Raw genomic sequence first — 24,406 nt, 5'->3', positions numbered from 1 at the left:
CTGCGCCAATAGAGGGAATATGAGACGTGCCGATACCGGCAATGAGTTTAGCCATTGGGGTTCTCCTTGCCGCTAGCTTTTTCCTGATTACTTAGTTTTTCCTCGACGCTTGGTTTTTCTTCGGCGTTTTGAGTCCATTCTTTCTTGCTTCTGTTTCCATCAATTTTCCTTCCGCCATCCAGCATCATCTGACGAAAGTCGTCGACGGTCATCCCCGTCCCTGACATCGCTGCGCCAGCATCTTGCATCGTCAGACCATCAAAAATCGCCAGTTTAAAGGTGTAGTAGATATTGCCACCGAGACGGAGCATACCGAGCCAATCACGCGCCAACACCGCATTCCTCTGTGCCTCTGTCATTGGGTAGGCGCTCAGATAATCCGTTTCGCTCTCACGAAACTTTTCGCGGTTTTCAGCCTTGTTCAGCGACATACAAAACCTATTGAGGTGATACCCCTTACGTGAGTGCTCACCATCAAATATATAGGTACCCGGTATGTCGTGGTAATCCTTATTCCCTGCCATCAACGGCTCCTTCATTGTGATATTGGATTGCAAGCTCGTGGCATTTAAAGCAAACCGACCTGCTTAAACCTGTCGTCCATACGCGGAAAAACGTTACGCACGTTACCGTTAAAGATTTGTCTTTTCTCTTCGGCATTGAGCTTGCTGCCGTCAATGTATCGCTTGGTATCATCAAAATAGTGGCCCGTTAAGGGGTCAATGCCCCGCACCGCACCAATCATTTCAGAGGCAAACAGGATGTTCTCCATCGGCACCACTTCTAGTAATAAATCGATCCCTTCCTGATGATAGACACAAGTATCGAAGTAGATGTTGTCTTTCACAATCTCATTGAGTGGCGGCAACCCGAACATGTCACACAGCCCTCTGAAGCGTCCCCAGTGATACGGCACTGCACCGCCACCATGAGGAATAATGAATTTCAGGGTCGGAAAGTCTTTAAACAAGGTTTCAGACATCATGAGCTGCTGAAAAGCTGTCGTGTCCGCACCGAGGTAATGAGACCCTGTGGTGTGGAAGCAGGGATGACAACAGCCGCTAACATGGATCATGGCTGGCACATCCAGCTCACACATCTTTTCATAAAGCGGATAGTAGTATTTGTCATCCAGCGGCGGTGCAGTCCAATACCCACCGGAAGGGTCCGGGCTTAAATTACAACCGACAAAGCCAAACTCGGTGACACAACGTTCGAGCTCAGCGGCGCTGGCGGTCAGGTCTGCGCCCGGCGACTGAGGTAACTGCGCCGCACCAATGAAGTTTTGAGGGTACAGTTCCGTGATGCGATAAATCAGGTCATTACAATGCTCAGTCCAAAACTTGCTGGTTGACTGATTACCGATATGATGGCCCATCCAGCTCGCCCGGGGCGAAAACACGGTGACATCCGTATCGCGCTCATTTTGAAGTTTAAGCTGTGCACCTTCGAGGCTCTCGCGCAGTTGATCATCGGTAATGTTAATGACACCTTTGACGTGTTCAAACAAAGGATCGGATTTCAAATCTGATTTTTGTTGGTCCCGGTATTCGCCCAACTCATCGGGAGCTGTCGTGTAATGCCCATGGCAATCAATGACCAATGTGTCCGTACTCATTTCAGATCCTCCAATGAATCTACATATCTGAAACCGGCATTCGCCAGCTTTTCACGCATGCTGTACATATCCAGCCCCAGCTCACCATCTGCCAGACGCTCCCGTTTTTGTTCCTCATTCGCCATTCTTGTCTGCGCTGCTTCTAACGTCTTTGCTGCGTTCTCTCTCGGCACCACGCAAATGCCATCATCGTCAGCCACAATCACATCACCGGGTGTCACAGACTGGCCGGCACATATCACTGGTACATTGACTGAACCCAACGTCGCTTTAACCGTACCTTTAATGGAGATGCTTTTGACCACACAGGAAACGCCATCTCACTCAAATCTTTGGTGTCACGTACCCCCGCATCGATGATCAAGCCGTGTACGCCCCTCGCCTGCGCCGATGTAGCAAGCAGATCGCCAAAATATCCGTCAGTGCAAGGTGACGTTGTCGCAATCACCAATACATCACCGGGCTGACAAAGCTCGATAGCCACATGCACCATCCAGTTATCTCCCGCTGCGCCAGCACAGTCACCGCGCTCCCGGCGATTTGTGCACCCGAATAAATGGGACGCATCTCTGGATTCATCTGTCCGGTGCGGCTTTGTGCTTCATGCACGGTGGCGCTGCCGCATTCGGCCAATTGGCGAATTGCGTCTTTGTCGGCGCGGGCGATATGTCTGACAGCCACGCCTTGAATCATGTGGTTGTGCATTGGCTTCTCCTTATCGGCCGATAACGGGGTATCAAATCCATATAAACGGGCGGGGTTATCCACCAGAATCTTCCGCTGCGTCGCTTCATCTCTCGCGATCAGGGGCACCAGATCCAGCAAGTCGGCATCATTGGGCATATGTTTTTTGATATTTGGGTGCGGGTAATCCGTCCCCCATAAAACACGATCTGGCGCTACTTCAATCAATCCCTGTGCATAGGGCACCGCATCATAGAAGGGAGGTGCAATCGCGATACGCTCGGAGCCGCAGACTTTGACCCACCAGTTTTCACGTCGCATAAAGTCCAGCAACAGTTGATAGGCAGGCTGCCCAACACCTTCACTGGTCGGCACACGCCCCATATGATCAACCACAATGTCCATGTCAAACTGGTCGAAAAAGTGCTCGTAGGTCAGCAAGTCTTCCGCATTAACATGGATAACGAGGTGCCAACCGAAGGGTTTTACTTTGTCCAACACACGTTTCATCATCGCCAGATCCGGCGCGCCACCAAGGTGAGTCACGAAGTTGAACCGAATTCCTCTTACGCCGCCAAGGTGCAGTTCTTCAAAGTCTTTTTCGCTGAATGTATCGTCAGCCATGCAAACGCCACGATATGCGCCACCACTGCTGGCGATGGCATCCATCATTGCGCGATTGTCACGCCCGTGGCAGCTCGCCTGTACCAACACAGCACGCTGAATGCCGAGTTTGTCGTGTACGCGCTTCAACGCATCTTTGCCTGCATCAGGCGGCCAATATGTCGCGTTGTCGCTGTAAGGAAAAAGCGCGTGCGGACCGAATACATGGCAATGCGCATCACAGGCATTCTGTGGTGCTTTGAACCTTGGGGGTCGCGTATCGTTATCGGGCGGCATACAGCTTGGCTTGGTCATCTCACCTGACTCCTTGGTTTTAGAAATTGGCATGTTCGGGGATATACACTTCCCCTTTTGCGAGTAATCGTGTTGTTCGGAGTAACCCTGCAGATAGCACCTGTCCGGCAGTATCTGTTATCAAGGTCATGGAAAATTCTCCGGACGGATGTTCAACAGAGACATACTTGATATCCCCTTCTGGCACCGTTGCGATCCCCTCTGCACTGAACCGGGGGTAATACAGGCCGTCGCCACAGAAACAGCGCCCAGTACACCAATGGCGGTGTGACAAACTTCGGGATGAAGGTACGACTTGAAACATGACCGCCGTGTTGTGCAGGCGCAATCAGACTCATTTTGGGAATCACTTTGTCTGTGATATCGCCAATCCCCATTGCCTTGCCAGCGGCGAGACGCACTTTCTCGACGCGTGATTTCAATTCGTCATTGCCGTTAAGTTCATCGCAGCTTTCATAGCCGCTGATACCTAGGTCTTTTGCGCGCATCACCACGACGGGCATGCCATTGTCGATGCAAGTCACCTCAACACCGTGAAATTCATCCAAGGCGTTTCCTGTCGGCAACAGCGCGCCAGTCACAGAGCCTGCAATGTCCTGATAGTTACAGATAACTGGAGCAGCAGTACCCGGCACGCCATCAATTCGCGCGTTTCCTTCGTACTGAACTTGTCCATTGGGTGTTTGCATCACCAATTCGCAGCGATTCCCGGTGTTTTCCATAAACACAGCCACACGGGTTTCACTCTCTGTCACGTCGATCAACCCCGACTCAATGGCAAAGGCACCTACACCAGCCAGAATGTTGCCGCAGTTAGGTGCGGTATCGACCCGGTTTTCTCCGACAACAACCTGTACAAACAGGTAATCAACATCGATGCCTTCACGCTGAGAGGGAGAGACGATGGCGACTTTGCTGGTAAGCGGGTGTGCGCCACCAAGGCCATCGATTTGCCGGATATCGCGTCCGACAGCATCCAACAGGATTTGATTTCGACTTTCCTTGTCAGCGGGCAGATCGCTGGCGAGAAAATACAATCCTTTTGAGCTGCCGCCTCGCATTTGCATGAAGGGATATGAGCGCATGAAAACCTGCCTTGGTTATTAACAATGCAATCAGCATAGGCGGGAAGTCTCACTCATTAAATTCAAGTTTTTGACATTTTATTGTACATTTTTAATACATGATGAGATTAGGATGCAGCATGACTGACATTCCACACTATGCCCTTTATGGCGAAGATTTCGCTGCCGATGCACCGGATTACCTGCACATTGCGAGGCTTGAAGAGTCATTACCCAAGCACAATTGGGAAATACATCCACACCGTCACGATAACCTTCATCAGTTTATGATTTTGGAGTCTGGGTCTATGCACGCGCAGTTCCGCGATAGCAGTGACGAGTACCAAGGCAGCTGTGTGCTCTCCATCCCAGCAAAAGAGGTGCATGGCTTCATCCACCAGCCTGAAGTTAAAGGTTTTATTCTGTCTATATCGCACCCTTTTCTGCTTAATCTGTTCAATGAAGCAGAGCGCACCGCTCTCCTTTCGCTGTTTAGGGAACCACAGGCGATAAGAACGCCGGGAAGGCGAGAAACTGTCGAGATAAAAATGCTGGCAGAGAGAATGCTGAGCGAATATCTGGAGAAAGGTCAGCTGATGGCCTCTATGGTCGGTGCGCATTTAAAAGCCATGATGATCCATCTTGCTCGCCATATCATGCGCCAAACCACACAGACAAAAAGTCAGGTAAAAACTCACGAGTTTGAGCAATTTATTGGCTTGGTTGACCTACACCTGAGAGACCAGTGGCTGGTTACTCAATATGCAGAGGCTATGGGCCTGAGCAGTGGTCAATTAAATCGCATCTGTCAACGGCACGCAGACCAACAGGCATTGGCGATCATCCATGAAAAAACGATCGATGAGGCAAAACGGCAGCTTATATTTACTCAGCTATCCGCAAAAGAAGTGGCTTACAAACTAGGGTTTAAAGATCCCGGTTACTTTTCACGTTTCTTTTCTCGCCGGGTAGGTATGTCACCAAAAGCTTATAGAAATAAAGTCATCGCTGACACACAAAAGTAATCAAAAAAATAGGGCAATAGAATTCTATCGCCCCCTCACTTTATGGAAAGCAAATCATCCAATTTACAGTGGAGATAGGATTATTAATTGAATTAGTTTATGTATTTATATTTAAGGTATATTTATAATTAACATCAAACAAATAAATTTAGCTTTATGATTTACTAATTTCAATTTTCTTAGGGCGTAATGTCTCGGGAACCTCTTTTTCAAGGCTTATCGTTAATAGCCCGTCTTCTAATTCCGCGCCACGAACTTCAATATAATCAGCAAGATTAAACTTACGTTCGAATGTGCGATTCGCAATGCCACGGTGCAGGTACTTACTGTCTGATGATTTTTCTTTCTCACCACGCACACTCAGTAGACCGCGGTCGACATTGATATCTAGTTCGCCTTGTTTGAAGCCTGCGACAGCAAGGGTTATTGCATATTTCCCTTCATCCAACACTTCAATGTTATAGGGTGGGTACCCCGTCGCTGAATCTGTTGTTAATGCATTATTTAATAATGATGCAAAGCGGTCAAAGCCTACGCTATTTCTATATAGGGGAGTTAGATCAAGTGCGTTCATAGTATATCCTCCAAAGAAGCGATATGTTAATTTAATGAATTCGATAAGAGAGTGCGATTATCACCACTATTTATCTTAACTATTAAATGGGGCTATAATTTTCGGTTTCAAGGATTAAATAAAAAATATTTTAAAAAGTTACTTGAAACTAGATTAGAAAACACTGGGTACAAATACTGACATTGGGGTGCCAGATTATTATTTCAAGTCTACCATCTGAAAATATTTTTAATCAGAATAAACTTTATTAAAAGATTCAGTAACGCCTTGTAATCACGCAATTACGCATATTTAGATCCAGCCTGAATAGAAGTACACCCCATTTTATTGGTGAATTTATGCTGAAGCCCCTTACGCACTGACGCTGTTTAGTTTCTTTGAGCTTTGCCAGATCAACAGACCAAACACACTCAGTGCATAGATCATAGACCAACCCAAACAGATAAATACAAACAGACATAACGCCAGAGAAACCGCTGCCAACCATTTAGCGGAGCCTGATAGCAGCTTGTAGGCTGCGAGCATGGCCATCAAGTAAAGCAACACGAAAACACCGTTGGCCAGCTTAAGAAAAAACTCCAAATCTAAGCCCGACCAGTAACCAATGATGCTTGACGCTGCCAGTACCATGCCGACACACAAGGTTGCATTATGTGGCACACCCCGCTGAGAGATCTCTGCTAATTTTCCGTCAGGTTTATACTCCCGCGCCTGTGCCCAAACCATACGAGAGAGGCTTTGGGTATATAAATTCACGCTGGCAAAGCATGCGGAGAAACCAATCACGCTGATAGCCACTTTGAAATGGGGGCCAAACAACTGCTCACTCAGCCACGGAATAGAGGCACTATCAAATTGCGCTGTACCATAGGCACCGAACTTAAGAATAACCACTGACATCGCCCAGTAAGTCGCGCCAGCAACAAAACAGCCCGCAATGATCGCCAGTGGGAAATCCCGGGTTGGGTTTTTAAACTCTTCTCCCATATGGGCAAACGCTTCAATGCCAACAAAGCACCAAAACATGACACCGAGTGCTGCACCAATTTGCCAAATTGATGCTTCATTGACACTGGGCATAGTTAAATCAGTCAAGCCCACATCCCCCTGCCAGAGAAACGCGCCGACCAACACAAAGATGCTCATTGCAATAACGGTCTGAAGTTGCCCCGAAGACTTTGCCCCCATCAAGTTAACACCAATCAATAACGCGACGGTTATCAGCTGAGCAATCAGTGGATCGTTGGCAGGCGCTGGCAGAAATTGTTGAAGAAAACCCGCGGCCAACGCAACAGCTGCGGGCACCCCGACCGGGATGACACTGACGAACAACCAAGCGACGCTGCGCTCTAATCGTCGATCAAACGCCTTTCGGACGAAGTACGCAGTCCCACCCGCATTTGGGTAGCGTTTACCGAGTTGAGCAAACGTGAGCGCAATAGGACAAATAGCTACAAAGAGGAGTAGCCAAGCCCACAGTGAAAGGTTGCCTGCAATACCTGCCGCAATAGCAGGGATCATGAAAAGTCCGGTACCGAGCAAGGTAGTGGATAGCTGACCAATACCGGACAGGAGGGTGATTTCTTTTTTTAACTGGCTCATCTGACTTATGATTTTTATAAAATTGATTGCATCAGATTAAATCTCAGTAAGCTAAAAAGCATCGCGCAAATCGTTTTTGTTGCGTGTCAGATTGCTGGTTTTGCCTTTGTAAGCTGACAAAATGACAGTTTTCACGCACTATCATTGGTCATTGAACGGTAAGTAAACGAGAACATGGATAAGTTCGACCAACACATTTTGCAGATTCTACGTCTCAATGCCCGCAGCTCGGTCAGTGACATCGCGAGGGACGTTAATTTATCTCGTTCAGCGGTGACAGCCAGGATCAAAAAGCTTGAGCAAGACAGAGTGATTCTTGGTTATCACGCAGAGATACTCGAAAATAACAGCGAGGAGTTGCTCCGGGCGTATCTGGCCCTGAAATACGATACGTCTTCAAGTGACACTCGTTGTGAGACCTATGCTGAAACCTTCAGACAGATTGAAGGCGTTAAATGGTGTCATGCTATCAGTGGCGAAACGGATATGATGCTTTACCTCGAGGTCCCCGGGATGAGCCATATCAATAAAATACGGGAAGAAATTCAAGCAATACCTGAGATGAAGCAAGTACTGACCCACGTAGTGATGACAGAGTTCTTCAACACCACCAAGTAAATGGGCTGACTCAAAGTGCCCCCATCAACTCAAAAAAACGTGTTTCCGGTTTATGGGCATCAGCTAACAAGCACACCAATTTAATCGGAAACAGAAATCATCTGTGACTCTCCTCGCTCAACATCTACATCAGCGTTGATGAAAACAAGCTCTCGTTTATATTCAATGACATAAGCCAACTGAGTACTAGCGAGCCGCCTCACTTAGCAATTACCGAACAACACACAAGGTGTTACCGCTTCACCCGTTATTTACTTTTGCCACCTTACTTTGAGGACGACAAAATGATCGCACCTGTAAAGCGCCTGCTTCCACTCCTTTCTCTTGCTGTCATTTCTGCTTTTTGGGCACTGTATTATCAAAGCAACAGCCCTCTAAATGAGGGGCAATGCTAATTTTGAATGGCTGTTTCTTGTCGACGCCTTTATTACGCTTCCTATCGTGTGCTTGCTGTGTGCGGAGAACAAGAAAAAGGCCGCGATACAGATCTTGGCCTTATGTATGCTGGCCGTTTTTATCGGCAGCATGATCATTCCTGATTCAAGCAAAGTCGTCTGGCCTTACCTCGAGAGTCTGAGACTTCTATCCATTCCCATTCTCGTTTTGTTCGAAGTTATTGCCGTGGTCACTGTGTTGATTGCCATAAAAGCAGCAATGAGCAGAAAACAAGATATCGATATAGCAATCCATCACGCGGTAAGTAAATTGTTCGGTACGGGGAACTTGGCAAAACTCTCGGCGCTAGAAGTACGTGTTTGGACATTTTTTCTTATGGCCACAAGGGTCAAACCAGAGCAATTTGAGGGCGAGTCACATTTCACCTACCACAAAAAGGATCATGCCCATAGTAATGCGTTTGGTTTTCTGATGATTATGGTGCTGAAACGCCCATCATGCATCTTATCCTTCACTATGCTTGGTCACCGACTGCCGCGAACATCATTACGCTTTTAACCCTTATTAGTATCGTTTTTTTCGTGGCAGAATACCGAGCAATGCCACGCCGCCCGATATCTCTGACCCAAAATACGCTGATAATTCGCTATGGCGTGTTTAACCCACTCACTCTACCGATATCAAACATTGAGTCTATTTCCTTACACAGCAAAGAAGTAAAGGGAAAAGCAAACCTTAAGGTTTACAACCATTTTGGCGTCCCCAATATCGAGATTAGTCTAAGAGAGCCCGATGGTGACCTTAAGAAGATCTACTTAGGTGTTGATAACCCCAACCGACTCATTGAAGCGGTGAGCGGCGCTGTTGCGCCGCAAAATCAGTGAAAGGGGCTGGCAAGTAGGTTTGTTGAATAATTCAGGGAGTCAGACTGCGACTTCCTGATACTCATTCTCACGAAGAAAAATATCGAGACTCTCTTTTTGCTTTTGCCGATCAAGATTACTGATATCAGGCATCTCAGCAGACTTTGCGAAGAGTGTCATTGCCTTTGGGTTATTCGGATGCCACTCGAGAAAGTTAAGTTCATCCGGGTTGTAGATAGCCAGCGTGCGTTTTTTCAGTCCTGACGCGATATGAACAATCGCGGTATCGACAGTGACGACCCTTTTCGCAGCATGTACCAGCGCAATCGCATCGTAAATTGTCTTACTTTCGGGGTAAAAAAAGACTCGGCCTGAGAAATTATCGGTAAGCCTCTTAACATCCGATTTTGTCTCTTCTGTATGAAGTAAAACCACTTTGCTGTTTGGCGCACGATGCAAAATATCGCTCAACAAAGATTGAGACGCATTGAAATTCATCTTTCTCGCATTACCGCTACCGTACAGGTTGACGACAATAAGGCCCTCTCTCGCAATCCCAGCCTGACTTAAAAAAGCGGTGACTGATGCTAGAGATTGCTGATTAACAGGGACGATATAGTCACGGGAAAAGTCATCAATACTGAGTGCATTAAGGAGCAATGCGAATTTTTCAGAAAAATGTTTCGCCTTGGATGTTTGTCCAAGCTTGATGTTGATAAGATTTAATTCGTCATCAAGCCCCGCAATCGCACCTGCATCGACATGACGCAAGAAGAAAAGATCTTTCATTTTCAGCGTTGGACTCATGTGAACCAATACATCCACCTCACCCAAATTAGCCGCTAACTGTTTCAGTTGTTTGTACTTCGGCCTTTTAGCAATTTCATGGACACGATCTACACCATAGTACTCAGAGAATAGGACAGACATTTGGGGAGTAGTCACTAACTCTATGATGATATTTGGGTATGTTTTTCTGAGCGCCTCAAAGACAAACGAAGAAACAATCGCATCTCCCCACTTGGCGTCAGAGCGAACAAAGACGATTTTCTTGGGTGGAAAAGCATGGTAGGTGTTTACAGAATTTGTATCGAAGAGCTTGATACCAAGCCAGCGGTGAGCAACATCTCTGAACAACTGAAAATTTGAAATGAACTTTTTCAACATTTAGGTGTTTTTAGGGTCAGAAGATACCGATACCCTATCGCCTAAATATTAATATTTTTAATTATTTTCCTGTCTCTTCGTTACATTCAATGGTTCTTGCGGCGCACCTCGAAAAAGTTCGAAATACTTACTGGCGTTGAGCGTATTAACTCGGTGAAAAACTGCGGGAACTTATCAAAAACTGATGATGGTGGAGATGCAAGCTGGAGTGATCTCAATCATCAAAGCGCCGCTATCACATATAGATGACAGTGACGCTCACTAAAAAATTGGCTTAATGGAAGTCAAGAAGCTCAACGTCAAATATCAGCGTTGAACCGGGCTGAATAGCGCCAGCACTTCGATTTCCATAAGCAAGTTCGGACGGATAAAAAAGCGCGTTTTTTCTCCCTTCACCATAAGTTGAACACCTTCGGTCCAACCGCGAATGACTTGATTTAAGCCGAACTCAATGGGCTCGCCACGTTCGACAGAGCTGTCAAAAACGGCTCCATTGATCAACGTGCCGTGATAATGCACCTTCACCTTTGATGAAGATTTAGGATGCTCCTCACCATCACCAGCTTCCAAGACTTTATATTGCAATCCTGAAGCCGTAGTTTTTACGCCTTCATCCTTGGCATTTTCTTCCAGGAACGCATTACCTGCGCGTTTGTTTACCGCCGCTTCTTCATTCGCTTTCAGTCGCTTTCGCAATATAAGCATCAGCAATAAAACGATAATAATGGGTAAGATGAAATCTAACATATGTCCAAAACCTTTACTTTGATAACGCAATGACAGCACGGCTGCCGCCGTAAGTTCGTTTACTTGATGTCGAGCAGTTCTACATCAAAAATCAGTGTTGCACCTGGCTCAATAATGCCCGTGCTTCTTTTTCCGTAAGCGAGATTCGCCGGGATGTAGAAACGGGTTTTCTCGCCAGCGACCATATGCTGTAGACCTTCTGTCCAACCGGAAATGACCTGGTTAAGACCGAAAGTCGCAGGTTTCCCGCGTTCGACAGAACTATCAAAGACTCTTCCATCTAGCAGGGTGCCGTGATAATGCACAGTCACTTTTGAATCCGATTTAGGATGAACATCACCCGTTCCTTGTTGTAACACTTTGTACTGCAGGCCAGATTCAGTAGTAACTACGCCCTCTTTCTTTCCATTTTTAGCAGCAAACACTTTACCTGCAGCAACATTGTTCTCGTAGGTTTCGCCAGATACAAAACCACCGTTGAAGTACCAAAAGGCGGCAATTAATACCAGAAGTGGAGCAATATATTTCGTCATTGGATGACCTATTTAGGAAACTATTGATACAAAACAGGGGTTGATTATCAATAACTTGATGTAAAAAGAAAACCGTCAACAGAGAGAAATTGTAACAAGAGTAAAAATGCAACTTTCCCTCATCAAGATATAGGTAATCTGGAGCTCACCGAATCGCCAAGTGTATCTCAAGCCATTCGTAAATATCCGCTTCTATCGAATGTTGCTTTTCAAGCATCAATTCAAATAGTTCGTCATTATCTTCAGCCGAGCAGGGTTTCTCACGTTCTTTAGCAAGCAGTGCAGCCATAACCTTGCGCCGCTTGGGCTCTGTCATTAAGTAATAAGACCACAACCATGCATTAGCGTATAACTCAGTCGTTGTTTGGTGGCCATATTTGTACCAGTATTCTTCTTGTCCGAAAAGCGCTGACAAATCGAAGAAGGTCTCTTCAAACTGATTATCACCGTTAACCCACTGTTGGCTCATCGGTACCTCACCGCCGACAGTAGAATATGAAATGTTCTCAAAGTATTCAGCCAGGCCTTCATTGATCCAATAGGGCGTCACGCCGATGTTGGCGTGATTCAGCGCATGCACATATTCGTGCAAAGCTGTGCGAAAAAGTTGCTTATTATTCTGAAATAACACTAGCGCTTTGCCATCAGCAGGGGAATAGACCCCCAATGGTAATGACCCTTGATATCCGGTCTTGGCAAGCGCATTTTGAAACTCTCCAATGTCTCCGTAAACTTCCAGCACATATGTCACAGAAGAGAAGTGTTTACTGCCAACGAGTTGCTGATACTGCTGGTTTATCTGACTCAATGCACTCTTCAGTTTGGCCCTAAAATCGGGTGTGACATCAGCATCGTAAATGCGTAATGCCAAGTTCAAGTTAGAAAACGTACTTGCCAGCGCATCAGTTTTAATTACCCGACGAGGTCCGAAACAAATGTCTGGGTTCGGATTGAATGTAACATCCGTAAAAGTCAGTGAGCCATTACCTTGTTCAGCAGATTCTTCGCTGTAGCTAACGGAGTACAAGTCGGAATCGGTGGAATGAGAGGGAGAAGCGGGTAGATGGGTGACATGATTGCTGAACACAAATACGTTTAGTTTGTCTGTGTCCGAAAAAGCTAGCCAAAGGCCAACAAGGCATGAGCAGAAAAGCAGTATCCATCGCCTTTTTCGAACATGTTTAGCCATTCCATACCCCTATCAGCGGTCGACTTTCCCCTTGAACATCCCCACCGTATCAACGCTATTTTAGTGCACTTTGATGGAGTAGCCTCATTAACGAAACGACATAAAATGAGGCCCGGATAGAATAAGTTAGCGTCTATGAAGATGAAATTTCAAGCAAACCTTTGAGAGTTTAAAACGACGTCATAATGAGCGTGTTCACAATGAGAAGCAGGGTTACTTTCCTTTGTACTTTCTGATACAAACTTCTGCTAGGTCGAGATCAAGCTGGGTATCTATATCGACTGAATCGCGGCTATCCATTTCGAAAGCAAATGCGCGATTAGAGAAGTTAATGGCTGACGTTTGAAGGAGGTCTGCCTTATCCAACGCATAAATAGCACCATTCAAACGATAATGCGTTGGCAAATCCTGACTTCTTACTGCTGCCTCAGGGCGAATGAAGTCATCCATCGCCATCGTATCGGGCAAGGTATTTGCCCACAAGGGGCTGTGCTCGCAAGGGGTGACTGAAATAACACTTAGGGCTTCTTTAGAATCAAAAAGTGTTAATGCATTATCAATATGTTCCGATGTGCGCAATGGCGAAGTTGGCTGGAGCAAAACAATAATATCAGCTTCTGAACCATAACGTTCCACCGCGTCAATCAATACCGTGACACTGGACGCCTTGTCATCAGACAATTCCGGCGCTCTCAATGAAGGAACCCTGACACCAAACATGTCTGCTACATCTGCGATTTGTTGACTGTCGGTACTGACAACAACCTTATCGACATACTGACTTTGCTGTGCAGCCTCTATCGTCCAGCCAATAAGCGGTTTGCCAGCAAGAGGCAGAATATTTTTACCGGGAAGACGTTTGCTGCCACCACGGGCTGGAATAACAGCCATGACAACTTTTCCGTTTAACATAGTTACATTCCCAGCCTGTGGATGTCCTGTTGTGCGCGATCAAAATCGTCGGGACGGCCAATATCAAGCCAATACTCATGGACGGGGTAAATAAGTACATTGTCACGTTCAGCCATGTGCTGTTCAAGCAAGGTAGGCATGTCGATGGCTTCATTTTTGATGACTGAGCGAATGACACGTGGCGAAATCACATAGATTCCTGTATTAACATGAAAACGCTGAACCGGCTTTTCTTCCATCCCGGTAATTTTCTTCCCCTTACTGCTGATGACACCGTAAGGAACCTGATATTCATACTCTCTGACACACATGGTAGCGTCGGCGTCATTGTCAGTATGGAAGTTAAGCAGACTCTCGAAATCTACCGTTGTCAGTACATCGCCATTCATGACGATCACAGGTTTTTCTTCAGGCAAATCTGCGGGTAGCAACCCAAGCGCTCCGCCCGTTCCAAGCGGTTGGTTTTCGTGAATATAGGTAATGTTAATCCCCATGACTGAGCCATTGCCGAAGTGCTCATGGATTTTTTCTGGCATGTAATGTGTTGAGATGAAAAAGTTCTCAAAGCCTGCCTTCATGAAACTGCGGATCACTGTTTCAAGAATCGGCCTGTCGCCAATTTTCAGCATCGGCTTCGGATTACTCTCTGTGAGAGGTCGTAACCGAGTACCAAAGCCCCCCGCCATCAACAGCACTGGGTTGTCCATTCTGGGTTTGTTCAATGCGCTGTGGAGTGTTTCCATGCCACAGATTTTTTCACCGTCAACCAAGGGAATGGCAAGAATACTTTTCGACTCCATGAGTTCGATAAGCTGCTTGCGTGTCGCAGACAGCGGAGCCGTTACCGGTGATGTGTTCATCACCTTCTCGACGGGTTCCGACATCGAAATATCTTTTAACAACGCGCGCCTTATATCACCGTCGGTCACCACACCCAGTAATTTATCGCTATCAGACACCACCAGCGCAACACGCAGCGCTTCTCTATCGATGATCTCCAGTGCCTCTCGGATGGAACTGTCAGGATGAATTAAAACGTTTCGCCAACTTGGATTCATGGCATCACCTTTGGTTCGATAGATTGCTGTACTGATTGAGCAGGCAAACAAATGTGTCCTACTGATAAGTCTTTAGTCACTGCGGCTCCGGCCCCAATGATTGCACCTGTACCGATTGATATTGACTGGATCACGGTTGCACCCGCACCGATAAACACAGAATCATGGCATTCAACCTGACCACATAGCGTCGCTCTGGGGGCGACGTGATTAAAATTACCCAGCACGCAATCGTGTTCAATCAACGCAGCGGAATTTACGATTGAATGTGTACCTAATTGGCTACCTGCCTGCACAATACTGCCGGGGAAAAGCTGAACCCCGTCAGCAAGTTGTGCGAAAGGAGACACAATGGCGCTAGATGCGATAACCGAGTCAAAGCGATAGCCCATTGCTTCAAATTTGTTGGCGACATGCTTTCTGATTGTATTTCCCGGCAGCATACCGATACCGTTGATCAGGCGAACCGCATTTGTTTCGAACTGGTGTATATCATCGTCAGACAATAGGTGCAGTATGCCGTTAAACACACTGCGGCTATCAATCGGGTCAGGAGAAATAACCGCCAGAATGTCTCTGTTCTGTTGACGGAGAATATCCACCAGCACAGAAGCATGTCCGCCACCACCGATGATCACAACCGGAAGCACTGGATCACTCATCAATCAGCTCTCCCTTTCGATATGCTCGGCCTGCGGGAGTATTCAGCACACGCCAATATGCGGAGGGTGACATGCCAGTGCCCGGACGTTTAACGTGTAGATTAACAGTGGAAAACAACTCTCCCGCTGCGATGTCTTTATCTGCAACAAGACTCTTTCTGGCCACGGCTTTATTTTTAATTTCTGATTCAGCAGGCGCTTTGACACCATGCCCGATTGCTTTTTCAATTTGCCTGACTGATGAAACCATCTGCGACAGCTCATCCGGCTCAAGAGAAGCCTTGTGATCAGGACCTTCCATTGTCTTATCCAACGTGAAGTGCTTTTCGATAACAGTCGCCCCTCGGGCAACAGCCGCAACAGGGATCAAGATGCCTTCACTGTGATCGGAGTATCCAATGTTCAAGCCAAACGCTGCCGTCATCGTGTCCATGGCTTTTAGGTTAATGTCTTCAATAGGCGCAGGGTACTCTGTCGTACAATGCAGCAAAGTGACTTTCTGCTTCAACGCACGCTGGCCTTCAACAGATTCATAAGCTTTTCGGAAAGCCTGCTCACTCGGTTTCGCGTCTTCATCAGCCGTGTACCCAAAGGCAATCACAGATAATGCACTTTCGACTTCATCCAGTGTCGCCATGCCGGTGGAGACGATCATGTCCAAACCGGATCGGGCATGTGCAAGCACCAACGGTGCATTGGTCAGCTCACCAGATGGCAGTTTTAAGCGATGGATCCCCAGATCAGAAACAAGGAAGTTCAGGCTCTGTTCATCAAAGGCGGTAGAGAGAAACTCAATACCCAACGACTCACAATGTTTAGCCAGTACAAAATGCGCCTCGTGAGAAAGCTCAAGACGAGAAAGCATGGCCAGTTGAGATTCCTTCTTACCAGTATTGGCGACCTGATAATCCGCCTGCTTCGCTTCTTCTGTTACCAGCGAAGAGGCTTTAAACGTCTGGAATTTAACAATGTCTACGCCCGCCTTTGCGGCAGCATTGACCAGCTCGAATGCCAGTTTTTCATCGCCATTATGGTTAACGCCTGCTTCGGCAATAATCAGCGTCATTGAAGACTCACTTTACGTCGTAGAATGTTTTGACAGGGTTGTAACTCATTGACTTAATCATTTGAATCACTTGTTGACTCGCGTTGCCCTTTCCATAAGGGTTATCAGCAGGCATCCCCTGATGTTGACGGAACCAATTTGCCGCCTCCTCAATAGCCTGCAATATTGATGCCTTATCAGGCGTACAGTGGAAAACCGAATTTGCAGCGGTTCTTCCCTGCTGACGGCTGCCTATATTTACCGTCGGCACGGAAAAAGAAGGCACTTCAATAATGCCGCTTGATGAATTGCCAATAACAGCATCCGCATGCTTCACAGCACTCAAGTAACGCTGAACGCCGAGAGAAGGTATTGCGTAAATACGGTCTTGATGTTTTGCGGCAAAGGCTTCCAATAAAGGAATGACTTTTCTTCCACCTTCGTCGGCATTGGGGTAAGTGAGAATGACCTTGTATTGCGGGTATTGCTCTAAAGCATCCAATAAGGCGGTAAATGTTTCTTCTGGGTCTTCAGTAGCCAAGGTCACAGGATGATAGGTCGCAATAAAATAAGGGTCATTGAGGTCGAAATTCAGTGATTCACTCAACGCTTTTCGAGTCATAAAGGATGAGCGTTCAAGGTGGTCTAACCCCATGGCTCCAACATTCTTGACGCGCTCAGGGCTTTCACCAAGCTGAATAACGCGCTCGCGGTGCGCTTCTGTCGATGTTCCGTGTAGGTAGCTGAATTTACTGATGGCATGGCGAAATGCCTCGTCATTGGCACCTTCAGTGATCTCGCCGCCGTGAAGATGAACGACAGGAATTTGCATCACATACGCCGTCTGTGCTGCCGCTAAGGCTTCAAACCGATCACCCAAAATCACCAATACATCAGGCTGCATACGAGCCAGCGCATCGGCAAAGCCTATCATGCCAAGCCCGATGCTTTTGGCTGTACCGACTTGTGTGTCGGAGGAAAGCAACATTTCGACTTTTTCGTCAATGTGAAAACCGTCTTTTTCGATTTGACGGTATGTCTCGCCGAACTCAGGAGAGAGATGGGACCCGGTCACTAAAACCTGAAGCTCGAGTGCGTTGTCCTTTTCAATGTCTTTCATCAGCCAGTATAAAAGGCCGTATTCAGCGCGGGTGCCAGTAAAGACAGCCACCTTTTTTATGTCTTTCGACATCCTTTCAGCTCCTCACGGATTCTGGGTGCGATTCCAAACTAACGGGTGAACTGGGTAAGTTGACCAGTCTTGCTTCAACAAATTCTGAATGTAAAAGGTCACCCCGATGCGCGCCGGAGAACATGGGCAATTTGTGCATCAATTGCCACACAGGGCGGGTCATCACTCCCGCTTGATTCGTCTCTCTCAGCAGGTGATCCCGGCAATCAATATCAGGCAGAGAATGGCATTCAGCCAATAGTTAGATTGCGCATAATCAGGCTCTGAGATGAAGGTATATTCGGAATGATTAAAAAAGGCCTCGTAAGCCATGGCGAGCCGACGTTTTCGCCAGACAAAGTCATCCAGCATTTCTATTTGCCCACACCCTAATGCCGCATTCAAATTCGGCATCCGGTAATTAAAGCCCACCTCATCATGGAAAAACTCATAAGGATGGGAGACTTTTGCCGTCGTTGTCAGATGTCTGGCTCGTTCACCTGCCTCCTCAGAGCGGCATAGCATCATACCACCTCCGCCTGTGGTGATAATCTTGTTGCCATTGAAGCTTAATGCGCCATACTCGCCTATGGTGCCTGTGTGGCGGCCCTTATAGAAAGAACCAAGACTTTCGGCGGCATCCTCGACCAGCACAATTCCCCATTTTTCACATACCGCCTGAATTTCATCTAACTGTGCGGGATGACCAAAGGTGTGCATTGGCATTACGGCACGGATCACCTGCCCTGTTTTATGGTGAACACAACGACCATTATCATCCAAATCGGCGTGTGCCGAGAGAAAACTCTCGAGAGCGTGCGGACACAGACTCAAACTGACAGGGGATACATCAACAAAAACCGGCTCCGCACCCAAATGGTAAATCACGTTGCAGGTTGCCACGAATGTCAGCGCCTGTGTGATCACCATATCACCGCGTTGAACACCCGCGAGGTAAAGCGCCGTATGTAATGCCGCCGTGCCATTTACCGTGGCAACGGCTGCTGTAGAGCCCGTGTAATTGACGACACGCTTTTCAAACTCACTAACAAACTGACCAACGCTGGACACAAACGTGCTATCGAGGGTTTCGTTAACGTACTGTTTTTCATTCCCCGCAAACTGCGGCGCATGCAGCGGAATAAAGTCTGTCGTTTGATAGGCATCACGAATGAATTCAACGAGGTTATTTGGTGTCATATCGCCATCCCCTACATTTTCCCATCAAGATACTTCCCCGTTTCCTTATGGCCAAAGTCAGGGATCATGTCGTGAAACAGCGCAACAAGGTCGGCTTTTGACCAGCACTTTTCTACCTTGAACCCACGAATTTTTTGCTCAAAATGTTCGAGTTTTTCAGAGTCATATCCTGCTTCGTTTTTAATGATACCGAGGTTATCAAATCTCGCCATATCAAGCGTTTCATTGTCGGTATAGAATTCCTCGAAGTCCTTCTCACCCGTTGTGTCACTGAGGGTAAACAAGCAAGGCCAAACGCCATCAACCTGCTCAGAAGCACGTTGTCTTGCTTGCTCTTCGTTTTCGCACTCAAATACCTCGTAACCTTGCTGTCGAAGATACTTAATGGCGATATCAGAAAAAGAAATGAGATGAAGACTATCACTGAGTTTAGGGAAGAAAATATCGCGGTTATCACCGAAAATACACGACATTAAACACAATTCACCTGATTCTTGTGGCGTAACGAAGTAACGTTTTATATCACTCGGGGCAACAATAGGCTGCTGTTTCTGTATACGTTGATTAAAGCTGTGTAGCAGAGAGCCGTCTGAAAAAGCGACATTGGCGAATCTCGCCGTGGATATTTTTATTTGTTCACTCCGACGAAGCAGAAACATTTCCATGATTCGCTTCGATGCACCCATCATATTTACCGGGTTAGCCGCTTTGTCTGTTGAGACACAAAAGTATTTTTTAACGCCTTTCTCTATTGATTGTCTGAGTGTTTTATCTGTATTGAAGATATTTACATCAATCATTCTCATCAATGTGTAAGGGTCTTTTTCACTTCTGACATGCTTCAATGCTGACAAATTGAGCACATAGTCATACTCTCCATCTGCATGAATAAAGGCATCATACTCTAGCGAACCAATATCCAATGCGAAGGTTTTAAAATCGCCTTCTATATATCCATAAGAACTACGAATATCTCTGACGAGTTCAACCAAGTTATTTTCACTAATATCCACCACATGCAATTTACGGGGGTGACGTTTAAAGATTTCTTTGGTCACCGCCTGGCCGATCGAGCCTGCACCGCCCAGCACCAAAACCGGAGCCCGCCACCTCTTGTTCTAACAAGGTAGCGTGAGAAGCAAGATCGTCAGTGAACAACGCCTTGTCGCGGCCGATCAAGGAGAGAATATTAGACATGGTGTTCCTTAGTCTCTAGATAAGACATCATCTTACGTCGCTGAATGACCATTATCGTTAAGTCCATGTTTTACTGTAATACCTAATCCGAATGGAGGCGGGTTTAGCGCAAAGTTATCTGCCATTTTTCGGACCATGCACACTATTTGAGCAAAAATGGGCAATGGCAAGCAATCATACCAAGCTGCAGAAACTGAGGTAGCACTGCATGAAATTTGGCTGGTTTGTCATAACAATGGTAGAGGCTATATATCTTTCACCGCAGTATACCTGCCAAAAGCGACTAATGCCCTCTCCTTAAGGTCTAAACAAAGTCACTTCAACATACAATCAACAAAAGTAGTTTAACCATAATTTTCATGTAAGTCATTGAAAGAATTGATATATAAAATTATATGGAACTAATATCTATTCAACTTCACTTATATAGGAATTATAAAAATAGAACGGCTGAGCGCCTACACAGGCTTTGGCCAACAAAGACATCGTAAGACTACACATTAAATTTTTGCCTTCAAAAGGAATAAAACATTGAAAATTATTTTATTTAGGGGAAACAAAAATGGTATCACCAGTCTCACGATGTGCATCAGCACCTGTATATGTTTGCTGTCCGTCAAATCCAACGAACGGTAATCATGGAAAACCAAATCATACTGACCACTCTGCCATAACGGAATCAGTGCGAGCAGCAAGTATGACGAGGGCTGTTATGGCGCAAAAAACGACCGTAAAGCATATAAGAAATTCTATAAGCAAAAAGCGAAGCACTTCGGTTTAGCAGGCACGAACAACAGGCTCTGCCGAAACGAACAAAGGAAGGAAAAACTTGCCGACCGTATCGAAAAGATAAAGTGCAAGCCTTCCAATGATAAGCGCGAGAAACGTTTGGAACATTTAGAACTGATGCAAGACAGAAACGAAGTCAGAATCGACGTTTTGAGCTGCAGAAAAGATTTCCTTGAAGCAAAACAAGCGTATAAGGGCGTTTAAAAACTAAACTACGGTGGTGCTTATGCGCCACCAGTTCATATTAAAATGAACAAATTCAGTCCCTTTTTGCGTGCTTTGAGGAACCAAGCACCAACCAGCGTCACATAAAGAATGGCGTATGAAAATGAAACAACTTGTTTTCACTGCACCCATCGCTTGCGCAAACTTCGCACTAGTACAGTTGGGAAGATGACGCAGTGTAAAAATTCTAATCGTCTTAAGGGGACAAAAAATGACAGCACCAGTACATGCAGCAGGACCTCCTAGAATTGCAGATCAAAGGGGGTATAATTCCTACAATGATCACAATCATCACGGGCACTATGGCATCAGTGCCAACTCCCAGTTTGGGAAAGAACCGTTTGTAACAGCCGATCACCCACAATTTGATAAGTTCAGGCTTTTCTATCGAGATAAGGCACTTCACTTTGATCAACACATGACCAGAGAGAAGTTCGAACATCAGACGCAGAGGCTTCACAACCTTAAACGCAAGATTAAGAATGTTAAACACAAACTGAGCAATGAGCATCTTACTCAGCATCAGGAAAAGCAACTTAAAGAGCGTTTGAAAGAGCTCGAAGTTTATGAAGACAGAACTGAATGGAAACTGAAGGTACTGAAACGAAGACTCCATTATTTCAATACTGGTGGCCCTCAAGGTGCTCCTGGCTTTAAACCTGATAGTGCAGGTAACGGGCATCATGGAGGAGGGTACGGAAATACCGTGAATATCAATATTTATATTCAGATCATGTACTGGAAGTATATCCAGCAAATGTTCAACTACTATGCTATCACAACCCACACAGGCAGTACTAAACAGCGTGTAGGCAAAATGAAAGTCCGTCTAGAGCACCCTGTAAACGGGTGCTTTTTTAGTTCTTTACCTCTGAAACCCATCACACCCGCACTTGCCAGATAGATATTTTGATTCCCGTCGTAACAGCAACTCACTTTAGAAAACGTCGTTTTTAAGCATGCTAAACTCCGCATTTAAAATCGCTGTGTTGATTATGCCTTTTTTCACAAAAAGTAAGTTCATCTCCTCAGAGTCACTTCACCTTCTTAGTGACAAAAGTTTTAGACTCTTTATCGTTGGTACCGCTATGTCGGTCGTCGGCAATCAATTTTCGATGATCACCATTCCTTTCTTGATTCTTCATCTTGGTGGAGGTGCTCAGGATATTGCGTTGGCGGTTTCAATTGCGACACTGGGGCCTGTCATATTATCTATTTTTTCCGGCTCTATATCTGATGCGTTCAGAAGGAAGCCTATTATTCTCTTTTGTGAGGCTGCAGCGATGTTGTCTCTCTCTGTTATGGCTGCGCTATATTTTCTCGGTAAGTTACAGATTCTGCACATATACCTTTGTATCGCAATCACCTCTCTGCTTGGTACCCTGTCTTACATCACGAAGTCGTCGGCAATCAGGACCCTAGTAGGGAAAGACAACCTCCAGGATGCAAAAATCATTCAACAGTATCTGATTTCAAGCATTGGAATTCTCACGCCGGTTCTCGCAGGCATATGTATTGCAGTATGGGGTTTGGGGCTGGGTTTAGTGATTGATATTTTGTCATTTCTTGCGACTTTTATTGCCGTATCAATGATTAGAGGCGACAGGCTGGGCCTCAGTGCCAAGCAAAAAACAATAAACGACCTCATTCGTTCATCGTTGGACGGGTTTATATGGGTAGCCAGCAGCGATCCAAAAGGCAACGCAGTTTTAAAGCTATCGTTACTGTGGGTGGTACAAAAATTTATCGCGTCTGCGCCGAGCGCATTGCTTGTCTATTTTTTAGTCAGTCAATATCAGTTCACGACAGAAAGCATCGGTTTTTGGAATGGTCTGACTGGAATAATGGGGTTAGTGCTGGGTTTGTCTTTTTTAAAATCGCTCATTTCAAAACTGGGTTACTTCCTACAAATTCAATTGGGCCTTCTGCTCAGTGCAATTACTATTGCCTCCCTGTATTTCAGCCCAAATCTGTATTTGCTTTTCTTCGTAATGACACTAAAGACAGCCGCAACCACAGCGGTGAACACCAGCATATCAACAGCGATTCAACTCGAAATACCTGATGAACTGATGGGTAGAGTGTTATCTGCTGTCTCATTGATAACGGGCTTATCTCTCCCTGTTGGGGCGGCTTTCTTTGGCTATGTTTCGGAGAGTTACGACAACCAAACTGCTTTTTTAGTTGCCGGTATTTTAGGAATCAGTGTAAGTCTGCTGCTCATTAGCAAAGGAATAAAACAGCGAACAGTACAGGTACAATCTTAAATCTGTTTACTTTCAAAATCAGGCTTCGATACAGTGGAGCCTGATTGACTCACATCGACTGAAGCCAAAAACTCTCTCGCCTGGCGATGATTTTGAATTCGCACAAAGCGGATATGCGCATACTCGCTTGACGCCAAATCAGCCTCGTAGCGACGCCGGACTTTATAATAATTTTTTAACGTCCACAAAACGATGGAGTGCTTGCTGAACAGCTTTTTCAATGACTCTTTATTGCCAGTTCCGGCCCATATTTCTTTACGAGACATCACACGTGTTAACGCCCGTTTAATTGCCTGAAATACGGTTCTCGGAAATGAGTAGTCAATCCAAACAACCGTATCGACATCCTTCCATTTTACCGATCTCGTACGGTTGTAATTACCGTCCAACACCCAGGAATCAATGGAAATTGCAGCGCTGAGGTTTGCAAAAAACTCGTCGTCTTTCGACTCCTCCCAATTGGGCTTCCAGAAAATCGCATCCATCTCCAGATAAGATGCATCCAGCTTTTCGGCAAGCTCCTTCGAGAAAAAAGACTTACCGCTTCCACTCACGCCGACCACATTGATTTTCTTCACGTCGATGCTCTCCTGATATAAATGGGGCGGAGGAGATTATCTATTTCTTTCGATCTAACAACATCATACCAATGGAATTGCGACTCATGATGAACAAATGATCGCATTGTTGCTCGAGACCTTTCTGTTCACCCCCGAGTCAAAGAAATCCGGTTAAAGGTACATTTACAATACACAATTCAACGCTCTGACTAAGATATCATTACGGTACTTACAGATGTTCAACACCCATTTATGCCCATACCGCAACTCAATTTTCGTCACATCCCTTCACTTCGGGAAGAAATAGAAGTCGTTGATCTCA

At 46.0% G+C, this 24,406-nt stretch carries 21 protein-coding genes and 4 pseudogenes; 6 read left to right on the top strand and 19 right to left on the bottom strand.

The features are described from left to right. Positions 1-47: 47 nt before the first annotated feature. From ligA to CS022_RS13125, 5 genes and pseudogenes are all read right to left on the bottom strand, one after another. Entirely contained in the window at positions 48-524 is a 477-nt protein-coding gene (gene ligA / locus CS022_RS13145) for a protocatechuate 4,5-dioxygenase subunit alpha (protein WP_129122665.1), read from the bottom strand. Between the two features lie 44 nt (positions 525-568). After that, positions 569-1,618: an amidohydrolase family protein gene (locus CS022_RS13140; RefSeq protein WP_129122664.1), complete on the bottom strand. Its 1,050-nt coding sequence runs from the start codon at positions 1,616-1,618 to the stop codon at positions 569-571. Next, positions 1,615-2,111: pseudogene (locus CS022_RS13135) on the bottom strand (4-carboxy-4-hydroxy-2-oxoadipate aldolase/oxaloacetate decarboxylase). Before CS022_RS13135 ends, CS022_RS13140 begins: the two are co-directional and overlap by 4 nt. After that, positions 2,063-3,220: an amidohydrolase family protein gene (locus tag CS022_RS13130; RefSeq protein WP_408057239.1), complete on the bottom strand. Its 1,158-nt coding sequence runs from the start codon at positions 3,218-3,220 to the stop codon at positions 2,063-2,065. Before CS022_RS13130 ends, CS022_RS13135 begins: the two are co-directional and overlap by 49 nt. Positions 3,221-3,372: 152 nt before the next feature. Then, the gene (locus tag CS022_RS13125; RefSeq protein WP_235869494.1) at positions 3,373-4,305 is read right to left on the bottom strand and encodes a PrpF domain-containing protein; all 933 of its coding nucleotides are present in this window, start codon (positions 4,303-4,305) and stop codon (positions 3,373-3,375) included. 119 nt (positions 4,306-4,424) lie between these two features. Between CS022_RS13125 and CS022_RS13120 the strand changes: the two genes are divergently transcribed. Next, complete coding sequence (locus CS022_RS13120; RefSeq protein WP_129122663.1) at positions 4,425-5,309, top strand: helix-turn-helix domain-containing protein; 885 nt, start codon at positions 4,425-4,427, stop codon at positions 5,307-5,309. 154 nt (positions 5,310-5,463) lie between these two features. On the opposite strand, the gene CS022_RS13115 is transcribed toward CS022_RS13120, so the two are convergent. Both CS022_RS13115 and yjeH read right to left on the bottom strand, forming a co-directional pair. Then, complete coding sequence (locus tag CS022_RS13115; RefSeq protein WP_129122662.1) at positions 5,464-5,883, bottom strand: Hsp20 family protein; 420 nt, start codon at positions 5,881-5,883, stop codon at positions 5,464-5,466. Positions 5,884-6,234: 351 nt separating this feature from the next. Next, entirely contained in the window at positions 6,235-7,485 is a 1,251-nt protein-coding gene (gene yjeH, locus CS022_RS13110) for an L-methionine/branched-chain amino acid transporter (protein ID WP_129122661.1), read from the bottom strand. Between the two features lie 174 nt (positions 7,486-7,659). On the opposite strand from yjeH, the gene CS022_RS13105 reads away from it, so the two are divergent. From CS022_RS13105 to CS022_RS13095, 3 genes are all read left to right on the top strand, one after another. Continuing rightward, entirely contained in the window at positions 7,660-8,103 is a 444-nt protein-coding gene (locus CS022_RS13105) for an Lrp/AsnC family transcriptional regulator (RefSeq protein ID WP_129122660.1), read from the top strand. A gap of 378 nt (positions 8,104-8,481) precedes the next feature. Next, positions 8,482-9,057, top strand: coding sequence for a hypothetical protein (locus CS022_RS13100; RefSeq protein ID WP_129122659.1), 576 nt, complete (start codon positions 8,482-8,484; stop codon positions 9,055-9,057). A 41-nt stretch (positions 9,058-9,098) separates the two neighbouring features. Further along, a complete protein-coding gene (locus CS022_RS13095; RefSeq protein WP_161569629.1) occupies positions 9,099-9,383 on the top strand; it encodes a PH domain-containing protein in 285 nt (94 codons plus the stop codon). 39 nt (positions 9,384-9,422) lie between these two features. On the opposite strand, the gene CS022_RS13090 is transcribed toward CS022_RS13095, so the two are convergent. The 11 genes and pseudogenes from CS022_RS13090 to CS022_RS13040 form a co-directional block, all read right to left on the bottom strand. Beyond that, on the bottom strand, positions 9,423-10,529 hold the full coding sequence (locus CS022_RS13090; RefSeq protein ID WP_129122657.1) for a glycosyltransferase family 9 protein: 1,107 nt from the start codon (positions 10,527-10,529) through the stop codon (positions 9,423-9,425). Between the two features lie 274 nt (positions 10,530-10,803). Next, positions 10,804-11,234, bottom strand: a pseudogene (locus tag CS022_RS13085) (FKBP-type peptidyl-prolyl cis-trans isomerase). A 101-nt stretch (positions 11,235-11,335) separates the two neighbouring features. Then, complete coding sequence (locus CS022_RS13080) at positions 11,336-11,809, bottom strand: FKBP-type peptidyl-prolyl cis-trans isomerase (RefSeq protein WP_129122656.1); 474 nt, start codon at positions 11,807-11,809, stop codon at positions 11,336-11,338. A gap of 145 nt (positions 11,810-11,954) precedes the next feature. Beyond that, positions 11,955-12,998, bottom strand: a complete 1,044-nt coding sequence (locus CS022_RS13075) for a hypothetical protein (protein WP_129122655.1) — start codon at positions 12,996-12,998, stop codon at positions 11,955-11,957. Positions 12,999-13,211: 213 nt separating this feature from the next. After that, entirely contained in the window at positions 13,212-13,910 is a 699-nt protein-coding gene (locus CS022_RS13070) for an acylneuraminate cytidylyltransferase family protein (protein ID WP_129122654.1), read from the bottom strand. Between the two features lie 2 nt (positions 13,911-13,912). After that, positions 13,913-14,968, bottom strand: a complete 1,056-nt coding sequence (locus CS022_RS13065; RefSeq protein ID WP_129122653.1) for a nucleotidyltransferase family protein — start codon at positions 14,966-14,968, stop codon at positions 13,913-13,915. Continuing rightward, a complete protein-coding gene (locus tag CS022_RS13060) occupies positions 14,965-15,630 on the bottom strand; it encodes an acetyltransferase (RefSeq protein ID WP_129122652.1) in 666 nt (221 codons plus the stop codon). The genes CS022_RS13065 and CS022_RS13060 overlap by 4 nt, the downstream gene beginning before the upstream one ends. Further along, entirely contained in the window at positions 15,623-16,696 is a 1,074-nt protein-coding gene (neuB, locus tag CS022_RS13055) for an N-acetylneuraminate synthase (RefSeq protein ID WP_129122651.1), read from the bottom strand. Before neuB ends, CS022_RS13060 begins: the two co-directional genes overlap by 8 nt. 7 nt (positions 16,697-16,703) lie before the next feature. Then, the gene (neuC, locus tag CS022_RS13050; protein ID WP_129122650.1) at positions 16,704-17,867 is read right to left on the bottom strand and encodes a UDP-N-acetylglucosamine 2-epimerase; all 1,164 of its coding nucleotides are present in this window, start codon (positions 17,865-17,867) and stop codon (positions 16,704-16,706) included. Between the two features lie 4 nt (positions 17,868-17,871). After that, a pseudogene (locus CS022_RS13045) lies at positions 17,872-19,046 on the bottom strand (LegC family aminotransferase). A gap of 11 nt (positions 19,047-19,057) precedes the next feature. Further along, positions 19,058-20,243: pseudogene (locus CS022_RS13040) on the bottom strand (UDP-N-acetylglucosamine 4,6-dehydratase). A 1,225-nt stretch (positions 20,244-21,468) separates the two neighbouring features. On the opposite strand from CS022_RS13040, the gene CS022_RS13035 reads away from it, so the two are divergent. Beyond that, positions 21,469-22,161 (top strand): hypothetical protein, encoded by a 693-nt coding sequence (locus tag CS022_RS13035; protein WP_129122649.1) that lies wholly within the window; start codon positions 21,469-21,471, stop codon positions 22,159-22,161. A 55-nt stretch (positions 22,162-22,216) separates the two neighbouring features. Further along, positions 22,217-23,524 (top strand): MFS transporter, encoded by a 1,308-nt coding sequence (locus tag CS022_RS13030; protein ID WP_129122648.1) that lies wholly within the window; start codon positions 22,217-22,219, stop codon positions 23,522-23,524. Here the strand turns inward: CS022_RS13030 and CS022_RS13025 are convergent. Next, entirely contained in the window at positions 23,521-24,102 is a 582-nt protein-coding gene (locus tag CS022_RS13025) for a P-loop NTPase family protein (protein WP_201746277.1), read from the bottom strand. The two genes, CS022_RS13030 and CS022_RS13025, sit on opposite strands and share 4 nt — an antisense overlap. Positions 24,103-24,406: the final 304 nt, after the last annotated feature.

The organism is Veronia nyctiphanis (assembly GCF_004116385.1).
GTDB lineage: Bacteria > Pseudomonadota > Gammaproteobacteria > Enterobacterales > Vibrionaceae > Veronia > Veronia nyctiphanis.
The sequence above is the reverse complement of the archived record's forward strand: the minus strand, read 5'-3'. Positions and strand labels throughout refer to the sequence as shown.

Coding starts and splice junctions, on each gene's coding strand:
- yjeH (WP_129122661.1), bottom strand. CDS start 7,485: ATGAGCCAGTTAAAAAAAGAAATCACCCTCCTGTCCGGTATTGGTCAG.
- CS022_RS13140 (WP_129122664.1), bottom strand. CDS start 1,618: ATGAGTACGGACACATTGGTCATTGATTGCCATGGGCATTACACGACA.
- CS022_RS13080 (WP_129122656.1), bottom strand. CDS start 11,809: ATGACGAAATATATTGCTCCACTTCTGGTATTAATTGCCGCCTTTTGG.
- CS022_RS13090 (WP_129122657.1), bottom strand. CDS start 10,529: ATGTTGAAAAAGTTCATTTCAAATTTTCAGTTGTTCAGAGATGTTGCT.
- CS022_RS13120 (WP_129122663.1), top strand. CDS start 4,425: ATGACTGACATTCCACACTATGCCCTTTATGGCGAAGATTTCGCTGCC.
- CS022_RS13105 (WP_129122660.1), top strand. CDS start 7,660: ATGGATAAGTTCGACCAACACATTTTGCAGATTCTACGTCTCAATGCC.
- CS022_RS13115 (WP_129122662.1), bottom strand. CDS start 5,883: ATGAACGCACTTGATCTAACTCCCCTATATAGAAATAGCGTAGGCTTT.
- CS022_RS13035 (WP_129122649.1), top strand. CDS start 21,469: ATGACAGCACCAGTACATGCAGCAGGACCTCCTAGAATTGCAGATCAA.
- CS022_RS13095 (WP_161569629.1), top strand. CDS start 9,099: ATGCCACGCCGCCCGATATCTCTGACCCAAAATACGCTGATAATTCGC.
- ligA (WP_129122665.1), bottom strand. CDS start 524: ATGGCAGGGAATAAGGATTACCACGACATACCGGGTACCTATATATTT.
- neuC (WP_129122650.1), bottom strand. CDS start 17,867: ATGTCGAAAGACATAAAAAAGGTGGCTGTCTTTACTGGCACCCGCGCT.
- CS022_RS13125 (WP_235869494.1), bottom strand. CDS start 4,305: ATGCGCTCATATCCCTTCATGCAAATGCGAGGCGGCAGCTCAAAAGGA.
- neuB (WP_129122651.1), bottom strand. CDS start 16,696: ATGACGCTGATTATTGCCGAAGCAGGCGTTAACCATAATGGCGATGAA.
- CS022_RS13060 (WP_129122652.1), bottom strand. CDS start 15,630: ATGAGTGATCCAGTGCTTCCGGTTGTGATCATCGGTGGTGGCGGACAT.
- CS022_RS13100 (WP_129122659.1), top strand. CDS start 8,482: ATGAGGGGCAATGCTAATTTTGAATGGCTGTTTCTTGTCGACGCCTTT.
- CS022_RS13030 (WP_129122648.1), top strand. CDS start 22,217: ATGCTAAACTCCGCATTTAAAATCGCTGTGTTGATTATGCCTTTTTTC.
- CS022_RS13075 (WP_129122655.1), bottom strand. CDS start 12,998: ATGGCTAAACATGTTCGAAAAAGGCGATGGATACTGCTTTTCTGCTCA.
- CS022_RS13130 (WP_408057239.1), bottom strand. CDS start 3,220: ATGACCAAGCCAAGCTGTATGCCGCCCGATAACGATACGCGACCCCCA.
- CS022_RS13070 (WP_129122654.1), bottom strand. CDS start 13,910: ATGTTAAACGGAAAAGTTGTCATGGCTGTTATTCCAGCCCGTGGTGGC.
- CS022_RS13065 (WP_129122653.1), bottom strand. CDS start 14,968: ATGAATCCAAGTTGGCGAAACGTTTTAATTCATCCTGACAGTTCCATC.